Here is a 17,570-nt window from a genome sequence, read left to right as displayed (position 1 = left end):
GGGCACCATGGGCCGGTGGAACGTCTCGCCCGGATGGCCCTTGCCGCACCCAGGCGGATCCTCATCATCGCGGCGCTGATGGCGGTGGCGGCGGCCGTGTTCGGCGTACCGGTGGCCCAGAAGCTGACCGCCGGCGGATTCTCCGACCCCGGAGCCGAGTCGTCGCGAGCCGCCGATCTGCTGACCCGGAAATTCGACCAGGGCGATATGCAGCTACTGATCGTCGTATCGGCACCCGACGGTGCGATGAGCCCGGCCGCGCGCGCGGTGGGCACGCAGGTCGCCGCCGAACTGCATGCGTCCCCGAACGTCGCGACGGTGAACTCCGCTTGGGACACGCCGCATCCCGCACTTGCCGAACTTCTCAGCAAGGACGGCAAAGCCGGGTTGATCGTCGCCGGGATCGGTGGCGGCGAGAAGCATGCGCAGGACAATGCCACCGAACTCACCGACCGGCTGGTGCGTGACCGCGACGGGGTGAGCGTCCTGGCCGGCGGTACCGCGATGGTCAATTCGCAGATCACCGCGCAGTCGCAGCGGGATCTGCTGCTGATGGAGTCGATCGCCATACCGTTCAGCTTCCTGGTCCTGGTCTGGGTGTTCGGCGGGCTGCTGGCGGCGGCGCTGCCCGTGGTGGTCGGGGTGTCGGCGATCCTCGGATCCCTGGCGGTGCTGCACGTGATCACGTGGTTCGCCGAGGTGTCGGTGTTCGCGCTGAACCTCTGTATGGCAATGGGTTTGGCGTTGGCGATCGACTACACGCTGTTGATGATCAGCAGGTATCGCGATGAGCTGGCCGACGGTGGGGAACCCGGGGATGCGCTGGTGCGCACCATGGCGACGGCGGGCCGCACCGTGGTGTTCTCGGCGACGACCGTGGTGCTGCCGATGTCCACCCTGGTGCTGTTCCCGATGTACTTCCTGAAATCATTCGCCTACGCGGGAGTGGCCACCGTCGTCTTCGCGGCCCTCGCCGCACTGGTGCTGACCCCGGCGGCGATCGTGCTGCTGGGGGACAGGCTGCGCGGCCGGGCCGGCCACTCCAAGCCCGTGGAACGGCAATTCTGGTACCGGTCAACCAGATTCGTGCTGCGCCGACCCGTGGCGATCGGTCTGGCGGTGGTCACCCTGCTGGTCCTGCTCGGCCTGCCTTCACCGGGGTGCGATGGGGCTTCCCCGACGACCGGGTGTTGCCGGCGTCGGTGTCGGCGCACCAGGTGGGCGACCGGCTGCGCGACGATTTCGTGAACAACTCGGCCACCGCCGTGACCGTCGTGCTACCCGACTCGGCCGGGATATCCTCCGCCGAGATGCAGCGCTATGTCACCGAACTGCATGCCGTGATCGACGTGTCGGCGGTGTCGCCCCCGGTCGAGAAGGACGGCAGCAGCTACCTCACCGTGTCGAGCACCGCACCGTTGTTCTCCGATGCCTCCGAGGCACAGCTCGACGGTCTGCATGCGGTGGCGGCACCGGCCGGCCGGGAGGTGCTGATCACCGGAGCGGCCCAGCTGAACCGGGACAGCGTGGACGCGATCACCTCGCGCTTGCCGGTGGTGCTCGGTCTGATCGCCGTGATCACCTTCGTGTTGCTGTTCCTGCTCACCGGAAGCCTCGTGCTGCCCTTGAAAGCACTTGTGCTCAATGTGCTCTCGCTGTCGGCGGCGTTCGGCGCGCTGGTCTGGATCTTCCAGGACGGTCACCTCGGCGCATTCGGGACCACGCCCACCGGCACGCTGGTGGCAAACATTCCGGTGCTGCTGTTCTGTATCGCCTTCGGGTTGTCCATGGACTACGAGGTGTTCCTGTTGTCGCGAATTCGCGAGTATTGGCTGGCATCCGGGCGCACCGCGGCCGATGTCGGCGAAAGCGTGGCGCTGGGCCTGGCCAGAACCGGTCGCGTGGTAACCGCTGCGGCGCTTGTGATGTCGATCTCATTCGCCGCACTCATTGCGGCAAACGTGTCATTCATGCGGATGTTCGGCCTCGGCCTGGCGATGGCGGTCCTGATGGATGCCACCCTGGTGCGGATGATGCTGGTGCCCGCGTTCATGCAGGTGATGGGCCGGTGGAACTGGTGGGCGCCGAAACCACTGGCGCGGCTGCACGATCGGTTCGGATTCACAGACTAATTCCAGGAACCGGATTGAACCGGATGACGTGGCCCCCCGTGTCCTTGGTATGGGAACTAATGTCGCCGACGTGTCCAGCTACAGCACCATCGCCGGAGTCCACGGCGTTCTTCCGCCGCACCGATACACCCAAGCCGAGGTCACCGAAACGCTGTTGGCGCTCCCTGGCTATCGGGAGCACGAGCAGATGGTCCGCGCGCTGCACAAGAGCGCCAAGGTGCAGAGCAGGTACACGGTGCTGCCGATCGAGGAGTATGCGCGGCTCACCGACTTCGGGGAAGCAAACAATCTCTTCATCGAGCACGCAACCGATCTGGGGTGCGCTGCGCTGTCCGGCGCGCTCGACGAGGCCGGTCTGGGCCCCGAGGACGTCGACCTGATCATCACCACCACCGTGACCGGAGCGGTGGTGCCGTCCCTGGACGCCCGCATCGCCGGCCGGCTCGGTCTCCGCCCGGACGTCCGCCGGATCCCGATCTTCGGCCTGGGATGCGTGGCGGGGGCCGCCGGCGTCGCCCGGCTCAACGATTACCTACGCGGTGCGCCGGACAAGGTCGCGGTCCTGGTCTCGGTGGAGCTGTGTTCGCTGACCCGCAAACACCATCCGTCGATGCCGACCCTGGTCGCCGGCGCCCTGTTCGGCGACGGCGCCTCCGCGGTGGTCGCGGTGGGACGGGACCGCGCCGAACGGATGAACCCCACCGGACCGGATGTGCTCGACTCCACCAGTCATCTGTATCCGGATTCGCTGCACGCCATGGGATGGGATATCGGCACCCAGGGTTTCGAGATCGTGCTCAGTGCCGAGGTGCCCGGATTCGTCGGGCGCTATCTCGGCGACGACGTCACGAATTTCCTTGGCGCCCACGACCTCACCATCGACGATATCGGCACCTGGGTCAGTCATCCCGGAGGCCCCAAGGTGATCGAGGCCATCATCGACACGCTGGGCTTGCCGGCGGATGCCCTCGACCTGACCTGGCAGTCGCTGGCGGAGGTGGGCAACCTGTCGTCGTCCTCGGTGCTGCACGTGCTGCGTGACACGATCCGCAAGCGGCCGCCCGCCGGTACGCCGGGGGTGCTGATGGCCATGGGGCCGGGATTCTGCTCGGAACTCGTCCTGCTGCGTTGGCGCTGATCGCCATGCGAGGCTTTCTGACCCTGATCGTGCTGGTGGCTGTCGAGCGGGTGGCCGAACTGGTGGTGTCCAATCGCAATCTGAAGTGGAGTAAGGCGCACGGCGGCAAGGAGTTCGGCGCAGGCCACTATCCCGTGATGGTCGCGCTGCACACCGGGCTGCTGGTCGGCGCGGTCGCCGAGGCGCGGGTGCGTAAGCGCCGAAGCCGGGCGGCGTTGTGGGTGGTGCTGGCTGCGCAGATGCTGCGCTGGTGGTGCATCACCACGCTCGGTAAGCAGTGGAACACCCGGGTGGTCGTCGTACCCGGTGCCGACCGGGTTGTGGGCGGGCCGTATCGCTATGTGCCGCACCCGAATTACGTGGCAGTGGTGGCTGAAGGGGCGGCGCTGCCCCTGGTCGGCGGCGCGTGGGTGACGGCGCTGGTGTTCTCCGTCGCCAATGCGATGCTGCTGCGCACCCGGATCCGCGTGGAAGACGAAGCGCTGCGGAGCCTGACCTGATGGACGGCCCGTCGTGATCGACCTGCTCGTCGCGGGAGGTGGTCCGGCCGGTCTCGCCACCGCGGTGCACGCCGCGCGGGCAGGGCTTGAGGTCGTCGTCGTCGAACACCGCCGCGGTCCGATCGACAAGGCGTGCGGCGAAGGGTTGATGCCTCATTCGTTGCGGCAGCTGGAACGCATCGGTGTGCGTCCCGTCGGTGAGGATTTTCACGGCATCCGCTACCTCGATGGACGGCGTACCGCCGAAGCGCGATTCAGGCACGGTCCCGGTCGAGGGGTTCGGCGGACCGTACTGCATACCGCGCTGTCCGAGGCCGCCGCCGCGGCCGGGGTGCGGGTGGTGCACGGCGAGGTCGGTGAGGTCACCCAGGATTCGGAGTCGGTATCCGCGGCGGGGTTGCGGGCGCGGTACCTGGCCGCGGCGGACGGTCTGCACTCACCGATCCGCCGCGCGCTGGGGCTGTCGGCGGGTGAGGCGGCGCAGCGACGGTGGGGGATACGGCGACATGTGCAGGTCCCGCCCTGGTCGGACTGTGTGGAGGTGCATTGGTCCAGGGACACCGAAGCGTATGTCACGCCGGTGAGTCCGGACTGCGTCGGCGTGGCCATCCTGAAGTCGACGCGCGGTGGCTTCGAGGAGCACCTGAAACAGTTTCCGGCACTGATGGCGCGGCTGGACGGTGCGCCGCACGGCCAGGACCGGGCGGCCGGGCCGCTGCGGCAGAAGGTGCGTGACCGGACCGCCGGGCGGGTGCTGCTGGTCGGCGATGCCGCGGGGTATGTCGATGCACTGACCGGGGAGGGTATGGGACTGGCCTTCGGCGCGGCCGAACTCCTGATCGACTGCGTACGCACCGGGCGCACAGCGGATTACGACAGGCGGTGGCGGTCCCTGACCCGTCGCTACCGCTTTCTGACGGCGGCCCTGCTGCACGCCACCGGGATCGGGCCGGTGCGCGCCGGCATCACTCCGGTGGCGGCCGCGCTGCCCGCGGTGTTCTCGCGTGTCGTCAGTGCGCTGGGGGACTAGGTTCGTGGTGGCTGGGGGCGCCCAGCAGCCGCATCCCGTGATACACGACGAGTGCCGCGATGGCGCCCAGCGAGATACCGGTGAACGTCAACGAGCCGATCTGCCAGGTGAAGTCGGCGATCCCGATGATCAACGGAATGGCGGCGGTCATCTGGTTGACGGGCAACGAGAAGTCCACGTGATTGGTCAGCCAGATCCGAATGCCGAGCACCCCCACCAGCCCGTAGAGCACGATGGTCGCGCCACCGAGAACACCGGGCGGGATGGCTGAGATGGTGGCACCGACCTTGGGACACAACGACAAGACGATGGCCACGACGGCGGCCACCCAGTACGCCGCGGTCGAGTAGATGCGGGTCGCCGCCATCACGCCGATGTTCTCCGCGTAGGTGGTGGTGGCAGACCCGCCGCCCACGCCGGCCAGGACGGTGGCCACCCCGTCGGCGGCCAAGGCCCGGCCCATCACCGGATCCAGGTCGGTACCCGTCATCTGGCCGACCGATTTGACGTGCCCGATGTTCTCGGCGACCAGGGCGATCACCGCGGGCAGGAAGAGCGGGAGCACCGAGAGGTTGAAGGACGGCGCGTGGAACTGCGGCAGCCCGATCCACGGCGCCGCCGCGATGGCCGCGGTGTCCACCTCGCCGAGGGCCAGTGCGAGCAGGTAGCCGAGCACGACGGCCAGGAAGATGGCGAGCCTACCCACCAGCCCCTTGAAGAAGGCCAGCGTGCCGACCAGCAGGACCAGCGTCACGATGCCGACCAGCGGTCCCTTCTCGAAGTTGTTCTTCGCCGCGGGCGCGAGGTTGAACCCGATGAGCGCGACGATCGCGCCCGTCACCACCGGCGGTAACGACGCGTCGAGCCAGCGGGTGCCGACGACGTGCACGATGCCGCCGATCAGGATCAGCAGCACACCCACCGCCACCAAACCGCCCAGCGCACTGCCGGTCCCGTGCGCGGCCACGGCCGCGGTGACCGGTGCGATCACCGCGAAGCTGGACCCGAGGTAGCTGGGCAGCCGGTTGCCGGTGATGAGCAGGAAGGCGATGGTGCCCACCCCGGAGAACAGCAGGGTGGTCGCCGGCGGGAACCCGGTCAGCACCGGGACCAGGAAGGTGGCGCCGAACATCGCCACCACATGCTGGGCGCCGATGCCGATGGTGCGCGGCCAGCTCAGCCGTTCGTCGGGGGCCACGACGAACGTGCCGTCATGGGTGGGTTCGACGTGCTTCCAGCTGAGCATGCTCACTGCGGGATGTTAACCCGCCAGACGCGGGATCACCTGTTCTCCGAGACGCTCGATGAACCCGACTGGGTCCGGGTGGCCCGGGTGTGGTCCGGCATTGATGAGGTCGATCCCGAGGTCGGCCAGCCGTTCCGCGGTGCGCAGATACGCGTCGAGATCGGTGAACGGGTCAGCGAAATGAGCTGCGGTGAGCTTTATTTCGGCGAAGTCGCGGCCGACGTTGTCGCAGTGCCGTTTGAGCACCTCGATCTTGTGCGGCAGTTCCTCGGCCGCCGCCGTGCTGTTCCACACGTCGGCGTACTGCGCGACCAGCCGCAGGGTCTTCTTCTCGCCGCCGCCCCCGATGACGATGGGCGGGCGGCGCACCGGCTGGGGCGAGCAGATGGTCTCGGCCAGTTGGTAGTGCTTACCGTTGTACGGTCCGTTGTTCTCGCTCCACATCTGTAGGCAGATCTGCAGCGTCTCCTCCAACATCTCGAACCGGTCGCGCAGCGGCGGATACGGCACGCCGAGGGCGAGGTGCTCGCGCTCGTACCAGGCCGCACCGATGCCGAACATGCTGCGGCCCTGGGCCAGGACATCCAGCGTCGTCATGGTTTTGGCGAGCACGCCGGGGTGGCGGTAGGTCACCCCGGTCACCAGCATGGTCAATGTGATGCGTTCGGTACGGCCGGCCAGGAACCCCATGCAGGTGTAGCCCTCCAGGAACGGGTCCTCGGCCCGGCCCACCGCCTCCATCTGGAACAGGTGATCGGCGAGGGTGAACATGGTGGCCCCGCCGTCTTCGGCGGCCTTCGCCGCGGCGGCCAGGGTGGGGCCGAGTCCGGCGGGGTCACCGGGCAGAAAGTCGATGAAATGTACGCCCAATTCCATTGGTGCTCCTCATTTTTCGTTGAGCCGGTCCAACAGTCCGAGCGCCTCGTTGATGACCTGTCGCTCACGTTCGGTGAAGCGGTCCTGCATGGCCTGCTCCAGCCAGACATTGCGTACCTGGTGATCGCTCTCGGCGTGCGTGCGGCCCGCGGCGGTCAGCGATACCGTCATCCGGCGGCCGTCCTCGGGGTCGGGTGCACGCTGGATCAGGCCGTGCCGGTCCAGCCCGGTCAGGATGGTGGCCATCGACTGCGGGCGCACCCGTTCCGCGCCGGCCAGTTCACTGGCCGAGGCGGGCCCGTTCTTCAGCAGCCGGATGAGTACCGCGGTCTGTGCCGGGGACAGGTCGTCCGCTGTGGTGACATCGCGCAGGCGCCGCCGCAGCCGGCCGAACAGCACTCGGATATCACGGGCTGCGGTGACAGCTGACTCACTGACCTCGGACACAATAGACAGCCTAGACTGTTCAGTCTGAACTGTCGACCTTCCCGAAGATCGCCACCGCCACCGCGCCCGCCACGGCAGCGCAGAATGCCAGCACGACCAGCCAGTCGAACCCGGGGCGCGCGGTATCGCCGAACAGCACGACGCCGAGGATTCCCGGAATCACCGTCTCGCCGACGACGAGGGCCGCGGCCGCCCCGTTCACGGAGCCGAGTTGCAGTGCGACGGTGAACAGGTAGAAGCCGCCGAGTCCGGCGATGGCGATCGTCCATGCGGCCGGATCGGTGAGCAGTGTGCTCAGCCGGAAGGGGTCGATGCCGTCGGCCGCCCGCACCGCGACCGCCATCGTGCCGTACAGCACGCCGGCGATCAGGCCTGCGGGTATCGCCGCACGGGCTCCGAGAAACCGGACGAGCAGCACTGCCGCGGCGAGGATCACCAGCGCGGTGACCAGCAGTGCCCAATGCAGCCCGGGCGGTCCTGTCCCGGTGCCCAGATGACCCGTCGTGAATCCCAGGATCAGGAGCGAGACGACCACGGTGCCGATCGCCAGCCAGTCCCGGCCGCCCAGCCGCACCCCGAGCACCACGATCCCCAGCAGCGCCGTGACCACCAGGTTGGCGCTGATGATGGTCTGCGACAGGAACAGCGGGATCAGCCGGGCGGACACGAGGCTGGCCAGGAAGCCCAGACCGTCGAGCACCATGCCGGCGAGGAAGGCCGGGGTGATCGCCGCGCTCACCGTCGAGTGCAGGGTCGGCCCGCCGGTGTGGGCGGGGTCGCGGGAACTCCGCGCCCCATAGGCCTGCAGCACGGATGCGGTTCCGTAGCTGAAGCAGGCGGCCAACGCGGCCAGCAGGCCGATCAGCGGTGGCGAATCGCGTTGGCGGCGAGGTATCCGACGTAGCCCAGCGCGCCGAACTTCGCCAGCTTGCGGGTCTTCGGGATCAGCAGGCCGATACCGAGGGCGGTCTCGATGCTGCCGTTGACCTTGATGTGACGGTCGGTGTCACGCGGGAACGCCGGCTTGGTCATCGGCTCGAACACCTGCGGCGCGACGAAGTGCGTGACACCGGCTCCCGCGAGTGCCAGTCCGGTGAGGACAACGGCCGGGGACTTCTTCTTCTCGGACACGGGACCGACGGTACCGCAGTCAGTTCTTGAGCGATCCGGGTCTCGGACTGTTCGTCGTCGCGATACACGTGACGGCGCGGTCACCGCGCTTCCAGGAGGCCTCGGTCGGGTAGAGCACGAACATACCCACCTCGGGATCCGTCATCGCCTTCGACGAGTAGGTCTGCAGCGCGGGCTGGCACTTGTCCTGATAACCGGAGATCTTGGCCTGGCCCGGGAAGTCGTTGCCCGGCACGGTGATCACGGCGAACACCTCGCCCTTGTGCGGTTCGGTGCAGTCGACCGTCTTCACCGACGCCACCAGGCTGGCATCCGAGGGGATCTCGGTGAGGCAGTCGCCGAGGCCGACGTCGGCGGCGTCGACCACGTCCGAGTTCTTCACCAGCAACACGATTCCGATGACGCCGACGACGGCGAACAGCACGAACGCGACCGCGATCAACCCGATGATCAGGCCCCACCGGGTCTTGCGCGGTGGCGGGAGTGGTGCCTGATACGGATAGCCGTACGAATACGGCTGCGGCGGCGGCGGTGGTGCCCCGTGCGGTGGCGGATATCCCCCGTCGCCTCGCTCGCCCCAGGGCGGCCCGTATGGCGGCTGTGTCATGCAATGACGATAGCCGCGGCCGACACCGCGAGCGCGGGAACGTCCAGGGTCTTCGACCCGAGATCGTGGCGGGCGCCGGTGATCTCGACGACGGTCGCCGGACCCGTCACCAGGTCCGCCGCGGCCCGGATCTCCTCGATGCCGCCGAACGGGTCGGCGGTGCCGTGGGTGAACACCGTCGGGACCGTGATCTGCGGGAGATGCTCGGTGCGGGCGCGTTCCGGTTTACCCGGCGGATGCAGGGGATAGGAGAACAGCGTCAGCACGTCGGGGCCGTCCTGCGAGGCCGTCACCATGGACGTCATCCGCCCGCCGTACGAGTGCCCGCCGGCCACCACCGGCCCGTGACCCAGGCCGCGCGCCCAGGCGATGGCCTCGGCGATGCCGTCCTGATCGATCTTCGCCGAACCCGACGGCGGGCCCTTGGGGCGCCTGCGCCGGTAGGGCAGGTTGTACCGGACCGCGAGGAATCCGCGGCGCGCCCACTCATCACAGAGGCGGATCAGCAGCGGGGAGTCCCGGTTGCCGCCGGCGCCGTGAGTGAGCAGCACCACGCCCTTGGGGCCCGTCGGGCCCACCTCGGGTTCGTGGGCCACCCCGGCCAGGTCCTCAAGACCCATACTGCAACCTGAACAGTGCGTTCACCGGCCCGTGTCCATGACCCAAAGGGTATGCGGCGCGCAGACATTCGGTCACCCAGCGCTTGGCGAAGGCCACCGCGTCGGGCACCGGGTAGCCGTGTGCCAGGGCGCAGGTGGTGGCAGCGGCCAGGGTGTCACCGGCGCCGTGGTCATGGCCGGTGTCGATGCGCTCGGCGTCGAATTCGTAGAAGTCGGTGCCGTCGTAGAGCAGATCGGGGCTGTGCGTCGAGGAGCGCAGGTGCCCACCCTTGACCAGTGCCCAGCGCGGACCCAGCGCATGCAGCGCCTTCGCCGCGTCGCGCTGGGTTGCCGCGTCCACCACCTCGATCCCGGTGATCAGTCGCACCTCGTCGAGATTCGGTGTCACCAGGGTGGCGATCGGGAACAGCTGGTGACGCACCGAATCCAGTGCGGAGGGATGCAGCAGCGGGTCGCCGTGCATGGAGGCGCACACCGGGTCGACCACCAGTGGGGCGTCGGTGTTCAGTCCGCGCCAGGTCTCGGCCACCACGCCGATGATGTCCGCCGAGGCCAGCATCCCGGTCTTGGCGGCCTGGATCCCGATGTCACCGGCGACCACCTCGATCTGGCCCGCGATGACGTCCAGTGGGATCTCGTGAAAACCCTTGACGCCCAGAGAGTTCTGCACCGTCACCGCAGCGACCGCCACGCATCCGTGCAGCCCGAGCATCGCGAAGGTGCGCAGGTCGGCCTGGATGCCGGCACCGCCGCCGGAATCGCTGCCGGCGATCGTCATCACCCGGTGCGGTGTCTGCCCGGGTGGGGTCAGCGGCAGAAAGCTCATGAACTCAAGGGTAGATACACCCGGTTGCCCTGCTCGGCGAACTCCAGGGATTTCTCGTCCATGGCGTCGCGGATGTCCTGCGTGATCCTCATGGAGCAGAACTTCGGTCCGCACATCGAGCAGAAGTGGGCGGTCTTGGCCGGTTCGGCGGGCAGGGTCTGGTCGTGGAATTCGCGGGCGGTGTCGGGGTCCAGGGACAGGGCGAACTGGTCGTGCCAGCGGAATTCGAAGCGTGCCTTGGACAGGGCGTCGTCGCGTTCCTGGGCGCGTGGGTGACCTTTGGCCAGATCCGCGGCGTGCGCGGCGATCTTGTAGGCGATCACCCCGTCCTTGACGTCTTTGCGGTCCGGCAGGCCCAGGTGCTCCTTGGGGGTGACGTAGCAGAGCATCGCCGTGCCGGCCTGGGCGATGATCGCCGCTCCGATCGCGCTGGTGATGTGGTCATAGCCGGGGGCTATATCGGTGGCCAGCGGGCCCAGCGTGTAGAACGGGGCCTCCTCGCAGAGTTCCTCCTCCAGGCGCACGTTCTCCACGATCTTGTGCATGGGGACGTGGCCGGGGCCTTCGATCATCACCTGCACGCCATGGGCTTTGGCGATCTTGGTGAGTTCGCCGAGGGTTTCCAGTTCGGCGAACTGCGCGGCGTCGTTGGCGTCGGCGATCGATCCGGGACGCAACCCGTCACCCAGGGAGAAGGTGACGTCATAGCGGGCCAGGATGTCGCACAGGTCGCCGAAGCGTTCGTAGAGGAAGGATTCCTGGTGGTGTGCCAGCATCCAGGCCGCCATGATCGAGCCGCCGCGCGACACGATGCCGGTGACCCGCTTGACGGTCAGCGGGATGTAGCGCAGCAGCACCCCCGCGTGCACCGTCATGTAGTCGACACCTTGTTCGCACTGCTCGATCACGGTGTCGCGGTAGATCTCCCAGGTGAGTTTGGTCGGGTCGCCGTTGACCTTCTCCAGGGCCTGGTAGATCGGCACGGTGCCGACCGGTACGGGGGAGTTGCGCAGGATCCACTCGCGGGTGGTGTGGATATCGGCACCGGTGGACAGGTCCATGATGGTGTCCGCGCCCCACCGGGTCGCCCACACCATCTTGTCGACCTCTTCGGCGATCGATGAGGTCACCGCCGAGTTGCCGATATTGGCGTTGATCTTCACCGCGAACGCCTTGCCGATGATCATCGGTTCGCATTCGGGGTGGTTGTGGTTGGCCGGGATGACCGCGCGGCCGCGGGCGACCTCGTCGCGCACCAGTTCGGCGGGCATCCCCTCGCGTTCGGCGATGAACGCCATCTCGGCGGTGATCTCCCCGGCGCGGGCGCGCTGCAGCTGGGTGCCCTTGTCGCGCACCACACCGGCCCGCGGGGACAGGCCTTTCTCCAGGTCGATGGTGGCGTTGTCGTCGGTGTAAGGCCCCGACGTGTCGTACAGGTCGAAATGCTCACCGGTGGTCAGATGCACGCGGCGCAACGGCACGCCACGTTCGGTGTACACCTTGGAGCTGCCAGAAATAGAGCCAACGGAAACAGTCATCAACAGATCTCCCTACGCCGGCATTACCCGGTCAGGTTCATACGGTCGACGGCCCGGTCCTTCGCGGTGCGAAGAATTTGGTCTAGCCGTCCTCTCAGCGCACTTGGGTGCACTCCCGTGTTGGACGAGTTCCAAGCTAGCTCACGTCACCGGGAATGTGAATTGCCGGGTGATCGTTTGGATAGCTAATATATGTTTTTCCGATACGCAGAGCTGAAGGCTGATGACGACCGAGATTGAGCTGACCGCCGAGGCCGAAACCGCCCGCCGTCGCACGCGGATGGACCACGATCACCCCTTCTACAAGTGGGTGGTGCTGTCCAACACGACGTTGGGCATCCTGCTGGCGGCCATCAATGCCTCCATCGTGCTGATCTCGCTGCCCGCCATCTTCCGGGGGATCGGGCTGAACCCGCTGGCCCCGGGCAATGTCAGCTACCTGCTGTGGATGCTGATGGGCTACCTCGTGGTGACGGCGGTCCTGGTGGTTCCGTTCGGCAGGCTCGGCGACATGTACGGCCGCGTGAAGATCTACAACCTCGGGTTCGTGGTGTTCACGGTGGCGGCGATCGCGCTGTCCTTCGACCCGTTCCATCTCGGCGGCGGCGCCGTGTGGCTGATCGCCTGGCGGGTGATCCAAGGCATCGGCGGCGCCATGCTGATGGCGTCCTCGTCGGCGATCCTCACCGACGCGTTCCCGGCCAACCAGCGCGGCATGGCGCTCGGCACCAACATGGTGGCTGCCGTCGCCGGATCCTTCCTCGGTCTGCTGATCGGCGGATTCCTCTCCGAATGGCACTGGAAGGCCGTGTTCTGGGTCGGGGTGCCCATCGGGGTGCTCGGCACGATCTGGAGCTACCGCTCATTGCGCGAACTCGGCAGCCGCACATCCGGCCGGCTGGACTGGGCCGGAACCGTGACGTTCGGGCTCGGTCTGACCGTGCTGTTGATCGGTATCACCTACGGCATCCAGCCCTACGGGGACTCCACCACCGGGTGGACCAGCCCGTGGGTGCTCGGCTCGATCGCGGCGGGTCTGGCGCTGCTGGTGGGGTTCTGCTTCATCGAGTTGCACGTCGATTCCCCGATGGTCGACATCCGGCTGTTCAAATCCGCGGCGTTCGGTATGGGCAATCTGGCCGGGCTGATGTCGTCGATGGGCCGCGGTGGGCTGCAGTTCATGCTCATCATCTGGTTACAGGGCATCTGGTTGCCGCTGCACGGCTACACCTTCGAGTCCACCCCGCTGTGGGCCGGTATCTACCTGCTTCCGGTGACGGTCGGATTCCTGGTGGCCGCGCCGATTGCCGGGTGGCTCTCCGATCGTTTCGGCGCGCGCCCACTGACCGTCGGCGGCATGTTGCTGATGGCCGCGACATTTGTGGCCCTGCTGCTCATTCCGGTCAATTTCGACTACTGGATGTTCGCGATCCTGGTGTTCCTCAACGGGCTCGGCGGCGGTATCTTCACCGCTCCCAACACGGCGGCCATCATGTCCAGCGTGCCGGCCGATCAGCGTGGTGCCGCCTCCGGTGTGCGGTCGACGTTCTTCAACGGCGGCAACTCGTTGTCGATCGGCATCTTCTTCTCGCTCATGATCATCGGTCTGGCCAACACTCTGCCTGCCGCGATGTCGAGCGGTCTTGCCGCTCAGGGTGTTTCGCCACAGGTGGCCCACGAGGTGGCGAACCTGCCGCCGGTGGGCAGCCTGTTCGCCGCGTTCCTGGGCTACAACCCGATGGCCGAGCTGCTGGCCCCCTCGGGCGCGCTGCATCAGCCCGGCGTGAACGCCGACGTGCTGACCGGGCAGACCTTCTTCCCGCAGTTGATCACCGCGCCGTTCCACTCCGGTCTGGTGGTGGTGTTCAGCGCCGCCGCGGTGATGATGGTCATCGGTGCGATCGCCTCGTTGTTCAGCGCGGGCCGCTACGGCACGGCGCCGGGCGCGGACAACGCGGCCTGAGATCCGGGTACGGCTTCCTCAGGCGATCAGGAGCCAGGCCAGCAACACCATCAGGGCCATACCCACCAGCACGGCACCGACGATCCACACGATCAAGAAACTGGGCGCATCGTCGGCCAGCGAAGCGCATTCGCATTCGTCGGGATCCTGGCAGTCGCACGTGTATGCAGATCGTCTCATGGCAGCCCCCTGCCTGCGAGAATAGCAAAGATCTAGCGGTGCTCCGGTAGCGGGCAAACCACCTATTTCCTGGGCATCATCTGACTATTCGCGGTACGGCGGAGATCCGAGTGGCAACGGATCGTGCTCGGATAGTCCCTTAGGTCCAGCTCTTTGGATCTAGTCGGTGAGCAGACAGTTCGACCGATTGCCCTCCATGGTCGGGCGCGAGATTCTGCAGAACCGACCTTTGGATTGCGTCATGGCAACCTCAACCGGCTATCGGCTCCTGCGAATCGCGGTTGCCGCTTTCGGCACCGTCGTGATCCTGCTCTACCCGCTCGCGGTGGTTTGGCCGTCGGGAATATGTTCGCGCTAATCCGGGTGCACCTCGGGATAGGCTGCCGTGGCGCGAATTTCGACGAGGAGCCCAGGGCTCGCGAGTGCGCTGACGCCGATGAGTGTCCAGGTCGGATACGGAGGGCGGATCAAGGATGCCTTGGCCTCGATGAAACCGGGCAGGTGCTCGTGGATGTCGACGTGGTAGCTCGTGACGTCGACGAGCGCCGACAGATCGAGGTCTTCGAGCCGGAGGACTTCTTCGATTTTCCGGATGGCGATCTCGGTCTGTTCCGCGATGTCGTTCGGGATGGTGCCGTCGGCGCGTCGACCGATGGTGCCTGCGATGAAGAGATGTCCGTGTGAGCGGACCGCTGCGGAGTAGCCGAAGCTGGCGAAGGCGCCCACGGTTTTTCCGAAGATCTCGGAGTCTTTGGGAACCTCGACGGTATGGATGGGCATGGTGCGGATTCCTTTTCGTGGTCGCCTGAACGCGTTGACTCTCGGCCGTGCGATGGGCCGCTGTGCCGGGGGCCTGCCCTCAAGGATTCTCAAGAGAGCGCCAGACGGGCGATAGGCAGAACCGACGAAGTTCGACAGGATTCTGTCTGCCGCACGCTGTCATCCGGGCCTTCGACTCCACCGACGACCAGGCTGGCCGAATCCTGACGATGTGAGGCAGAACAGCCACTGGTCGTGCCGGTACGGGATAGGCCACCATCACATTCGATGGATACACACCGCATCGCAGTCGTGGCCCTCGACGGCGTCACGGCCCTGGACCTCGCGATCCCGCTGGACGTCTTCACCGTGGAACCCGGCCTTCCGTACGAGGTCAGGATCTGCGGGTTGGCAGAGCGCGTGACGGCCTCGTCCGGCCTGACCATGGCGATCGACCACGGGCTCGACACGATGGATGAGGCCGATACCGTGATCGTGGCTGGGTATCAGCCGGTCCAGCGCCCCGTCCCGGCCGCCGTGTTGGACGGACTGGTAGCCAGCCTGGGGCGCGGCGCCAGAGTGGCGTCGATCTGCACCGGTGCATTCGCGCTGGCAGCTGCCGGCCTTCTCGACGGCCGCCGCGCCACCACACATTGGCAGCACCTCGGGGACCTCGAAGCACAGTTTCCCCTCGTGCAGATCGACCGGGATGTCCTCTATGTCGACAACGGCAGCGTTCTCACCTCGGCCGGCATGTGCTGTGGCATCGATATGTGCTTGCACCTGCTGATGCGCGATCTCGGCGCCGCGACAGCGAATCGGGTAGCTCGCGCGTTGGTCGCCCCACCGCACCGCGAGGGCGGCCAAGCACAGTACGTGCCGGCGGCGGTCGCGATGGTCGGGGAGGCTTCGTTGGCCGCCACCCGGGCATGGGCCTTGAACCGTCTCTCCGAACCGGTCACCGTGCCGGAAATGGCCAAGCACGCGCGGATGTCCGTGCGAACCTTCATGCGACGCTTCGCCGACGAGACGGGCACGACCCCGTTGCAGTGGCTGGTCAACGCGCGCATCACTGCTGCCCGGGAACTGCTTGAAACCACCGACTACTCAATCGACCGGGTTGCCCAGAAGTCAGGGCTGGGATCGGCTGCGAATCTTCGGCTTCACTTCCGTCGCAGCCTGGCCACGACGCCCACCGCGTACCGTCAAACCTTCGCCTGCCACTACGGCACGGCGGCAGCGGTCTGAGGAGTCGGACAAAGACGGCGGTTCCCCCGACACGTGAACGTATCGGCGGAGCCGCCGCCCGAGCTTCTGCTAGTCGCTACCGGATCCGATGATGGCCTCGACTTCGACCTCGATGTTCATCTCAGGTAGCCCAAGCGCTTTCACGCCGATCGCAGTCCACAGCGGCAGGTGCCTTCCGGCCCGCTTTCGGAACTGACCGACGACCGCTGCCAGATGGTCCTCGCCGATCGAGTCGCCCCGGGTGGGGACGTGGTAGGTGCGCACATTGACGACGTCGTGCCATGTCGCCCCCGCTGCGGCCAGGGTTCGTTCCACGTTGTCAAAGGCCTTGTCAATCTCGGCTTCCAGGGAGTCGACCGTGACGGTCTGGTCATCGTCCCAGCCACCCTGGCCGGAGATGTTGACGCGATTCCCGATACGCAGTGCCTGACTGTAGCTGTAGTTTGCGCGCACGAGGTCGCCGTAGCCGGGGGTGTCGAAGAATTCGGGTTTGGACATGCAAGTGCTTCCTTTCATCGTTACTTCCAGTGATCTGAGATGTGGCATCCCACATCGGTCAGCCGACCGACCCGGACCAAATCCGCGTTGACGGAACAGGCCCGCGGCATTCAATTGCCCCAGCGCGAACGGCCTTCGGCGATGAGTTTCTCGGCCGAGGTGGAGCCGAATTCTGCACGCTCACGCAGGATCTCGCCCGGAGGGGTATAGCGCGGCGCATTGTCGGGGCCGCTGGCAGCGTGTTCTGCGACCGCGTCGATGACTGACGTGGCCATGTCGAAACGTGGGTAGGCATCATGAATCACCGCGCCTATCGGTGCGGTGACCGCGGCCAGGTGCGACGCGGGTAAACCGAGAGCTCCACCGAAGTCGATGGCGACACCCTGGTAGGTCAGCGAGGTCAGCGCACCCATGCGCTCGGGAATGACCGCGGTGTTGTGCAGCGCGATCGCTTCCCACACGGCGTCGACCTTCTGGGCTTCCAGTCCTTGACCGCTGAGGAATTCGGCAGCGCGGTCCGCGCCGTCGACCTCGAAACGGGTGTTTCTCTTCGCGAGCGGCGACAGCCCGACATCATGCAGGACGCACGCAAGGTACAGCAGCTCTTCATCGAAGTCTTCACCAGCCACGAGACCGATGTGCGGGGCCAGTAACCGGGCGAAGAGGAAGCTCCGCACGCTGTGATTGGCGATGGCCGGCGACTCGGCAGTCTGCACAAGATCGAGCGCTGCTGCCGACAGCGGCGTGCTCGGCAAAGTCAGGAGCCCAGCGTCGGCGACGAGCGTTTCATATTGGGGTGGAACAAGATTCGGTGATGTCATGTGACGAGTG

Annotated in this window: 19 protein-coding genes and 1 pseudogene; 7 read left to right on the top strand and 13 right to left on the bottom strand. The window is 66.7% G+C overall.

Annotated elements, in window-relative coordinates; genetic code table 11:
* Nucleotides 1-33 precede the first annotated feature (33 nt).
* From H7J86_RS10865 to H7J86_RS10850, 4 genes and pseudogenes are all read left to right on the top strand, one after another.
* Nucleotides 34-2,132, top strand: a pseudogene (locus H7J86_RS10865) (MMPL family transporter).
* Between the two features lie 70 nt (nucleotides 2,133-2,202).
* The gene (locus H7J86_RS10860; protein ID WP_372517253.1) at nucleotides 2,203-3,270 is read left to right on the top strand and encodes a type III polyketide synthase; all 1,068 of its coding nucleotides are present in this window, start codon (nucleotides 2,203-2,205) and stop codon (nucleotides 3,268-3,270) included.
* Nucleotides 3,271-3,275: 5 nt separating this feature from the next.
* On the top strand, nucleotides 3,276-3,770 hold the full coding sequence (locus H7J86_RS10855; protein ID WP_267290898.1) for an isoprenylcysteine carboxyl methyltransferase family protein: 495 nt from the start codon (nucleotides 3,276-3,278) through the stop codon (nucleotides 3,768-3,770).
* 13 nt (nucleotides 3,771-3,783) lie between these two features.
* Entirely contained in the window at nucleotides 3,784-4,800 is a 1,017-nt protein-coding gene (locus H7J86_RS10850) for an NAD(P)/FAD-dependent oxidoreductase (protein ID WP_267290896.1), read from the top strand.
* On the opposite strand, the gene H7J86_RS10845 is transcribed toward H7J86_RS10850, so the two are convergent.
* Genes H7J86_RS10845 through thiC form a run of 9 tightly spaced genes read right to left on the bottom strand, consistent with a single transcriptional unit; the run spans nucleotide 4,781 to nucleotide 12,091 of the window.
* Entirely contained in the window at nucleotides 4,781-6,046 is a 1,266-nt protein-coding gene (locus H7J86_RS10845; RefSeq protein ID WP_187099218.1) for a uracil-xanthine permease family protein, read from the bottom strand. The two genes, H7J86_RS10850 and H7J86_RS10845, sit on opposite strands and share 20 nt — an antisense overlap.
* A 15-nt stretch (nucleotides 6,047-6,061) precedes the next feature.
* Nucleotides 6,062-6,922, bottom strand: coding sequence for an LLM class F420-dependent oxidoreductase (locus H7J86_RS10840; RefSeq protein WP_187098158.1), 861 nt, complete (start codon nucleotides 6,920-6,922; stop codon nucleotides 6,062-6,064).
* A gap of 9 nt (nucleotides 6,923-6,931) precedes the next feature.
* Complete coding sequence (locus H7J86_RS10835) at nucleotides 6,932-7,369, bottom strand: MarR family winged helix-turn-helix transcriptional regulator (RefSeq protein ID WP_187098159.1); 438 nt, start codon at nucleotides 7,367-7,369, stop codon at nucleotides 6,932-6,934.
* 19 nt (nucleotides 7,370-7,388) lie between these two features.
* A complete protein-coding gene (locus H7J86_RS10830) occupies nucleotides 7,389-8,264 on the bottom strand; it encodes a DMT family transporter (RefSeq protein ID WP_372517301.1) in 876 nt (291 codons plus the stop codon).
* Nucleotides 8,231-8,500 (bottom strand): DoxX-related protein, encoded by a 270-nt coding sequence (locus H7J86_RS10825; protein WP_090358868.1) that lies wholly within the window; start codon nucleotides 8,498-8,500, stop codon nucleotides 8,231-8,233. Before H7J86_RS10825 ends, H7J86_RS10830 begins: the two co-directional genes overlap by 34 nt.
* Nucleotides 8,501-8,519: 19 nt before the next feature.
* On the bottom strand, nucleotides 8,520-9,107 hold the full coding sequence (locus tag H7J86_RS10820) for a septum formation family protein (RefSeq protein ID WP_187098160.1): 588 nt from the start codon (nucleotides 9,105-9,107) through the stop codon (nucleotides 8,520-8,522).
* Nucleotides 9,104-9,727 carry an alpha/beta hydrolase family protein gene (locus H7J86_RS10815; protein WP_187098161.1) on the bottom strand — a complete coding sequence of 208 codons (624 nt, stop codon included), beginning with the start codon at nucleotides 9,725-9,727 and terminating at the stop codon, nucleotides 9,104-9,106. Before H7J86_RS10815 ends, H7J86_RS10820 begins: the two co-directional genes overlap by 4 nt.
* Entirely contained in the window at nucleotides 9,717-10,553 is an 837-nt protein-coding gene (gene thiD, locus H7J86_RS10810) for a bifunctional hydroxymethylpyrimidine kinase/phosphomethylpyrimidine kinase (RefSeq protein ID WP_187098162.1), read from the bottom strand. Before thiD ends, H7J86_RS10815 begins: the two co-directional genes overlap by 11 nt.
* Nucleotides 10,550-12,091 carry a phosphomethylpyrimidine synthase ThiC gene (gene thiC, locus H7J86_RS10805; RefSeq protein WP_187098163.1) on the bottom strand — a complete coding sequence of 514 codons (1,542 nt, stop codon included), beginning with the start codon at nucleotides 12,089-12,091 and terminating at the stop codon, nucleotides 10,550-10,552. The genes thiD and thiC overlap by 4 nt, the downstream gene beginning before the upstream one ends.
* A gap of 223 nt (nucleotides 12,092-12,314) precedes the next feature.
* On the opposite strand from thiC, the gene H7J86_RS10800 reads away from it, so the two are divergent.
* Nucleotides 12,315-14,054, top strand: a complete 1,740-nt coding sequence (locus tag H7J86_RS10800; protein ID WP_167156440.1) for an MFS transporter — start codon at nucleotides 12,315-12,317, stop codon at nucleotides 14,052-14,054.
* 18 nt (nucleotides 14,055-14,072) lie between these two features.
* Here H7J86_RS10800 and H7J86_RS10795 read toward each other — a convergent pair whose 3' ends face one another.
* On the bottom strand, nucleotides 14,073-14,234 hold the full coding sequence (locus H7J86_RS10795; protein ID WP_170847285.1) for a hypothetical protein: 162 nt from the start codon (nucleotides 14,232-14,234) through the stop codon (nucleotides 14,073-14,075).
* Between the two features lie 196 nt (nucleotides 14,235-14,430).
* Between H7J86_RS10795 and H7J86_RS33585 the strand changes: the two genes are divergently transcribed.
* Entirely contained in the window at nucleotides 14,431-14,592 is a 162-nt protein-coding gene (locus H7J86_RS33585) for a DUF6632 domain-containing protein (RefSeq protein WP_372517300.1), read from the top strand.
* On the opposite strand, the gene H7J86_RS10790 is transcribed toward H7J86_RS33585, so the two are convergent.
* A complete protein-coding gene (locus tag H7J86_RS10790) occupies nucleotides 14,589-15,014 on the bottom strand; it encodes a Rid family hydrolase (RefSeq protein ID WP_267290894.1) in 426 nt (141 codons plus the stop codon). The two genes, H7J86_RS33585 and H7J86_RS10790, sit on opposite strands and share 4 nt — an antisense overlap.
* A 267-nt stretch (nucleotides 15,015-15,281) precedes the next feature.
* On the opposite strand from H7J86_RS10790, the gene H7J86_RS10785 reads away from it, so the two are divergent.
* A complete protein-coding gene (locus H7J86_RS10785) occupies nucleotides 15,282-16,241 on the top strand; it encodes a GlxA family transcriptional regulator (protein WP_267292857.1) in 960 nt (319 codons plus the stop codon).
* A gap of 69 nt (nucleotides 16,242-16,310) precedes the next feature.
* On the opposite strand, the gene H7J86_RS10780 is transcribed toward H7J86_RS10785, so the two are convergent.
* Together H7J86_RS10780 and H7J86_RS10775 are read right to left on the bottom strand one after the other, a co-directional pair.
* Nucleotides 16,311-16,739, bottom strand: coding sequence for a Rid family hydrolase (locus tag H7J86_RS10780; protein WP_267290892.1), 429 nt, complete (start codon nucleotides 16,737-16,739; stop codon nucleotides 16,311-16,313).
* Between the two features lie 110 nt (nucleotides 16,740-16,849).
* The gene (locus tag H7J86_RS10775) at nucleotides 16,850-17,560 is read right to left on the bottom strand and encodes an HD domain-containing protein (RefSeq protein WP_267290890.1); all 711 of its coding nucleotides are present in this window, start codon (nucleotides 17,558-17,560) and stop codon (nucleotides 16,850-16,852) included.
* Nucleotides 17,561-17,570: the final 10 nt, after the last annotated feature.

The sequence above is a fragment of the Mycobacterium hackensackense genome, from assembly GCF_025822555.1.
Lineage (GTDB): Bacteria > Actinomycetota > Actinomycetes > Mycobacteriales > Mycobacteriaceae > Mycobacterium > Mycobacterium fluoranthenivorans.
Note: the sequence above shows the minus strand (reverse complement) of the source record. Positions and strands in the feature narration are given on the sequence as shown.

Excerpts from the sequence above, each read along its gene's own strand:
- H7J86_RS10855 (WP_267290898.1), top strand. The coding sequence starts at position 3,276 with ATGCGAGGCTTTCTGACCCTGATCGTGCTGGTGGCTGTCGAGCGGGTG.
- H7J86_RS10845 (WP_187099218.1), bottom strand. The coding sequence starts at position 6,046 with ATGCTCAGCTGGAAGCACGTCGAACCCACCCATGACGGCACGTTCGTC.
- H7J86_RS10840 (WP_187098158.1), bottom strand. The coding sequence starts at position 6,922 with ATGGAATTGGGCGTACATTTCATCGACTTTCTGCCCGGTGACCCCGCC.
- H7J86_RS10820 (WP_187098160.1), bottom strand. The coding sequence starts at position 9,107 with ATGACACAGCCGCCATACGGGCCGCCCTGGGGCGAGCGAGGCGACGGG.
- H7J86_RS10815 (WP_187098161.1), bottom strand. The coding sequence starts at position 9,727 with ATGGGTCTTGAGGACCTGGCCGGGGTGGCCCACGAACCCGAGGTGGGC.
- thiD (WP_187098162.1), bottom strand. The coding sequence starts at position 10,553 with ATGAGCTTTCTGCCGCTGACCCCACCCGGGCAGACACCGCACCGGGTG.
- thiC (WP_187098163.1), bottom strand. The coding sequence starts at position 12,091 with ATGACTGTTTCCGTTGGCTCTATTTCTGGCAGCTCCAAGGTGTACACC.
- H7J86_RS10800 (WP_167156440.1), top strand. The coding sequence starts at position 12,315 with ATGACGACCGAGATTGAGCTGACCGCCGAGGCCGAAACCGCCCGCCGT.
- H7J86_RS10795 (WP_170847285.1), bottom strand. The coding sequence starts at position 14,234 with ATGAGACGATCTGCATACACGTGCGACTGCCAGGATCCCGACGAATGC.
- H7J86_RS33585 (WP_372517300.1), top strand. The coding sequence starts at position 14,431 with ATGGTCGGGCGCGAGATTCTGCAGAACCGACCTTTGGATTGCGTCATG.
- H7J86_RS10790 (WP_267290894.1), bottom strand. The coding sequence starts at position 15,014 with ATGCCCATCCATACCGTCGAGGTTCCCAAAGACTCCGAGATCTTCGGA.
- H7J86_RS10785 (WP_267292857.1), top strand. The coding sequence starts at position 15,282 with ATGGATACACACCGCATCGCAGTCGTGGCCCTCGACGGCGTCACGGCC.
- H7J86_RS10780 (WP_267290892.1), bottom strand. The coding sequence starts at position 16,739 with ATGTCCAAACCCGAATTCTTCGACACCCCCGGCTACGGCGACCTCGTG.
- H7J86_RS10775 (WP_267290890.1), bottom strand. The coding sequence starts at position 17,560 with ATGACATCACCGAATCTTGTTCCACCCCAATATGAAACGCTCGTCGCC.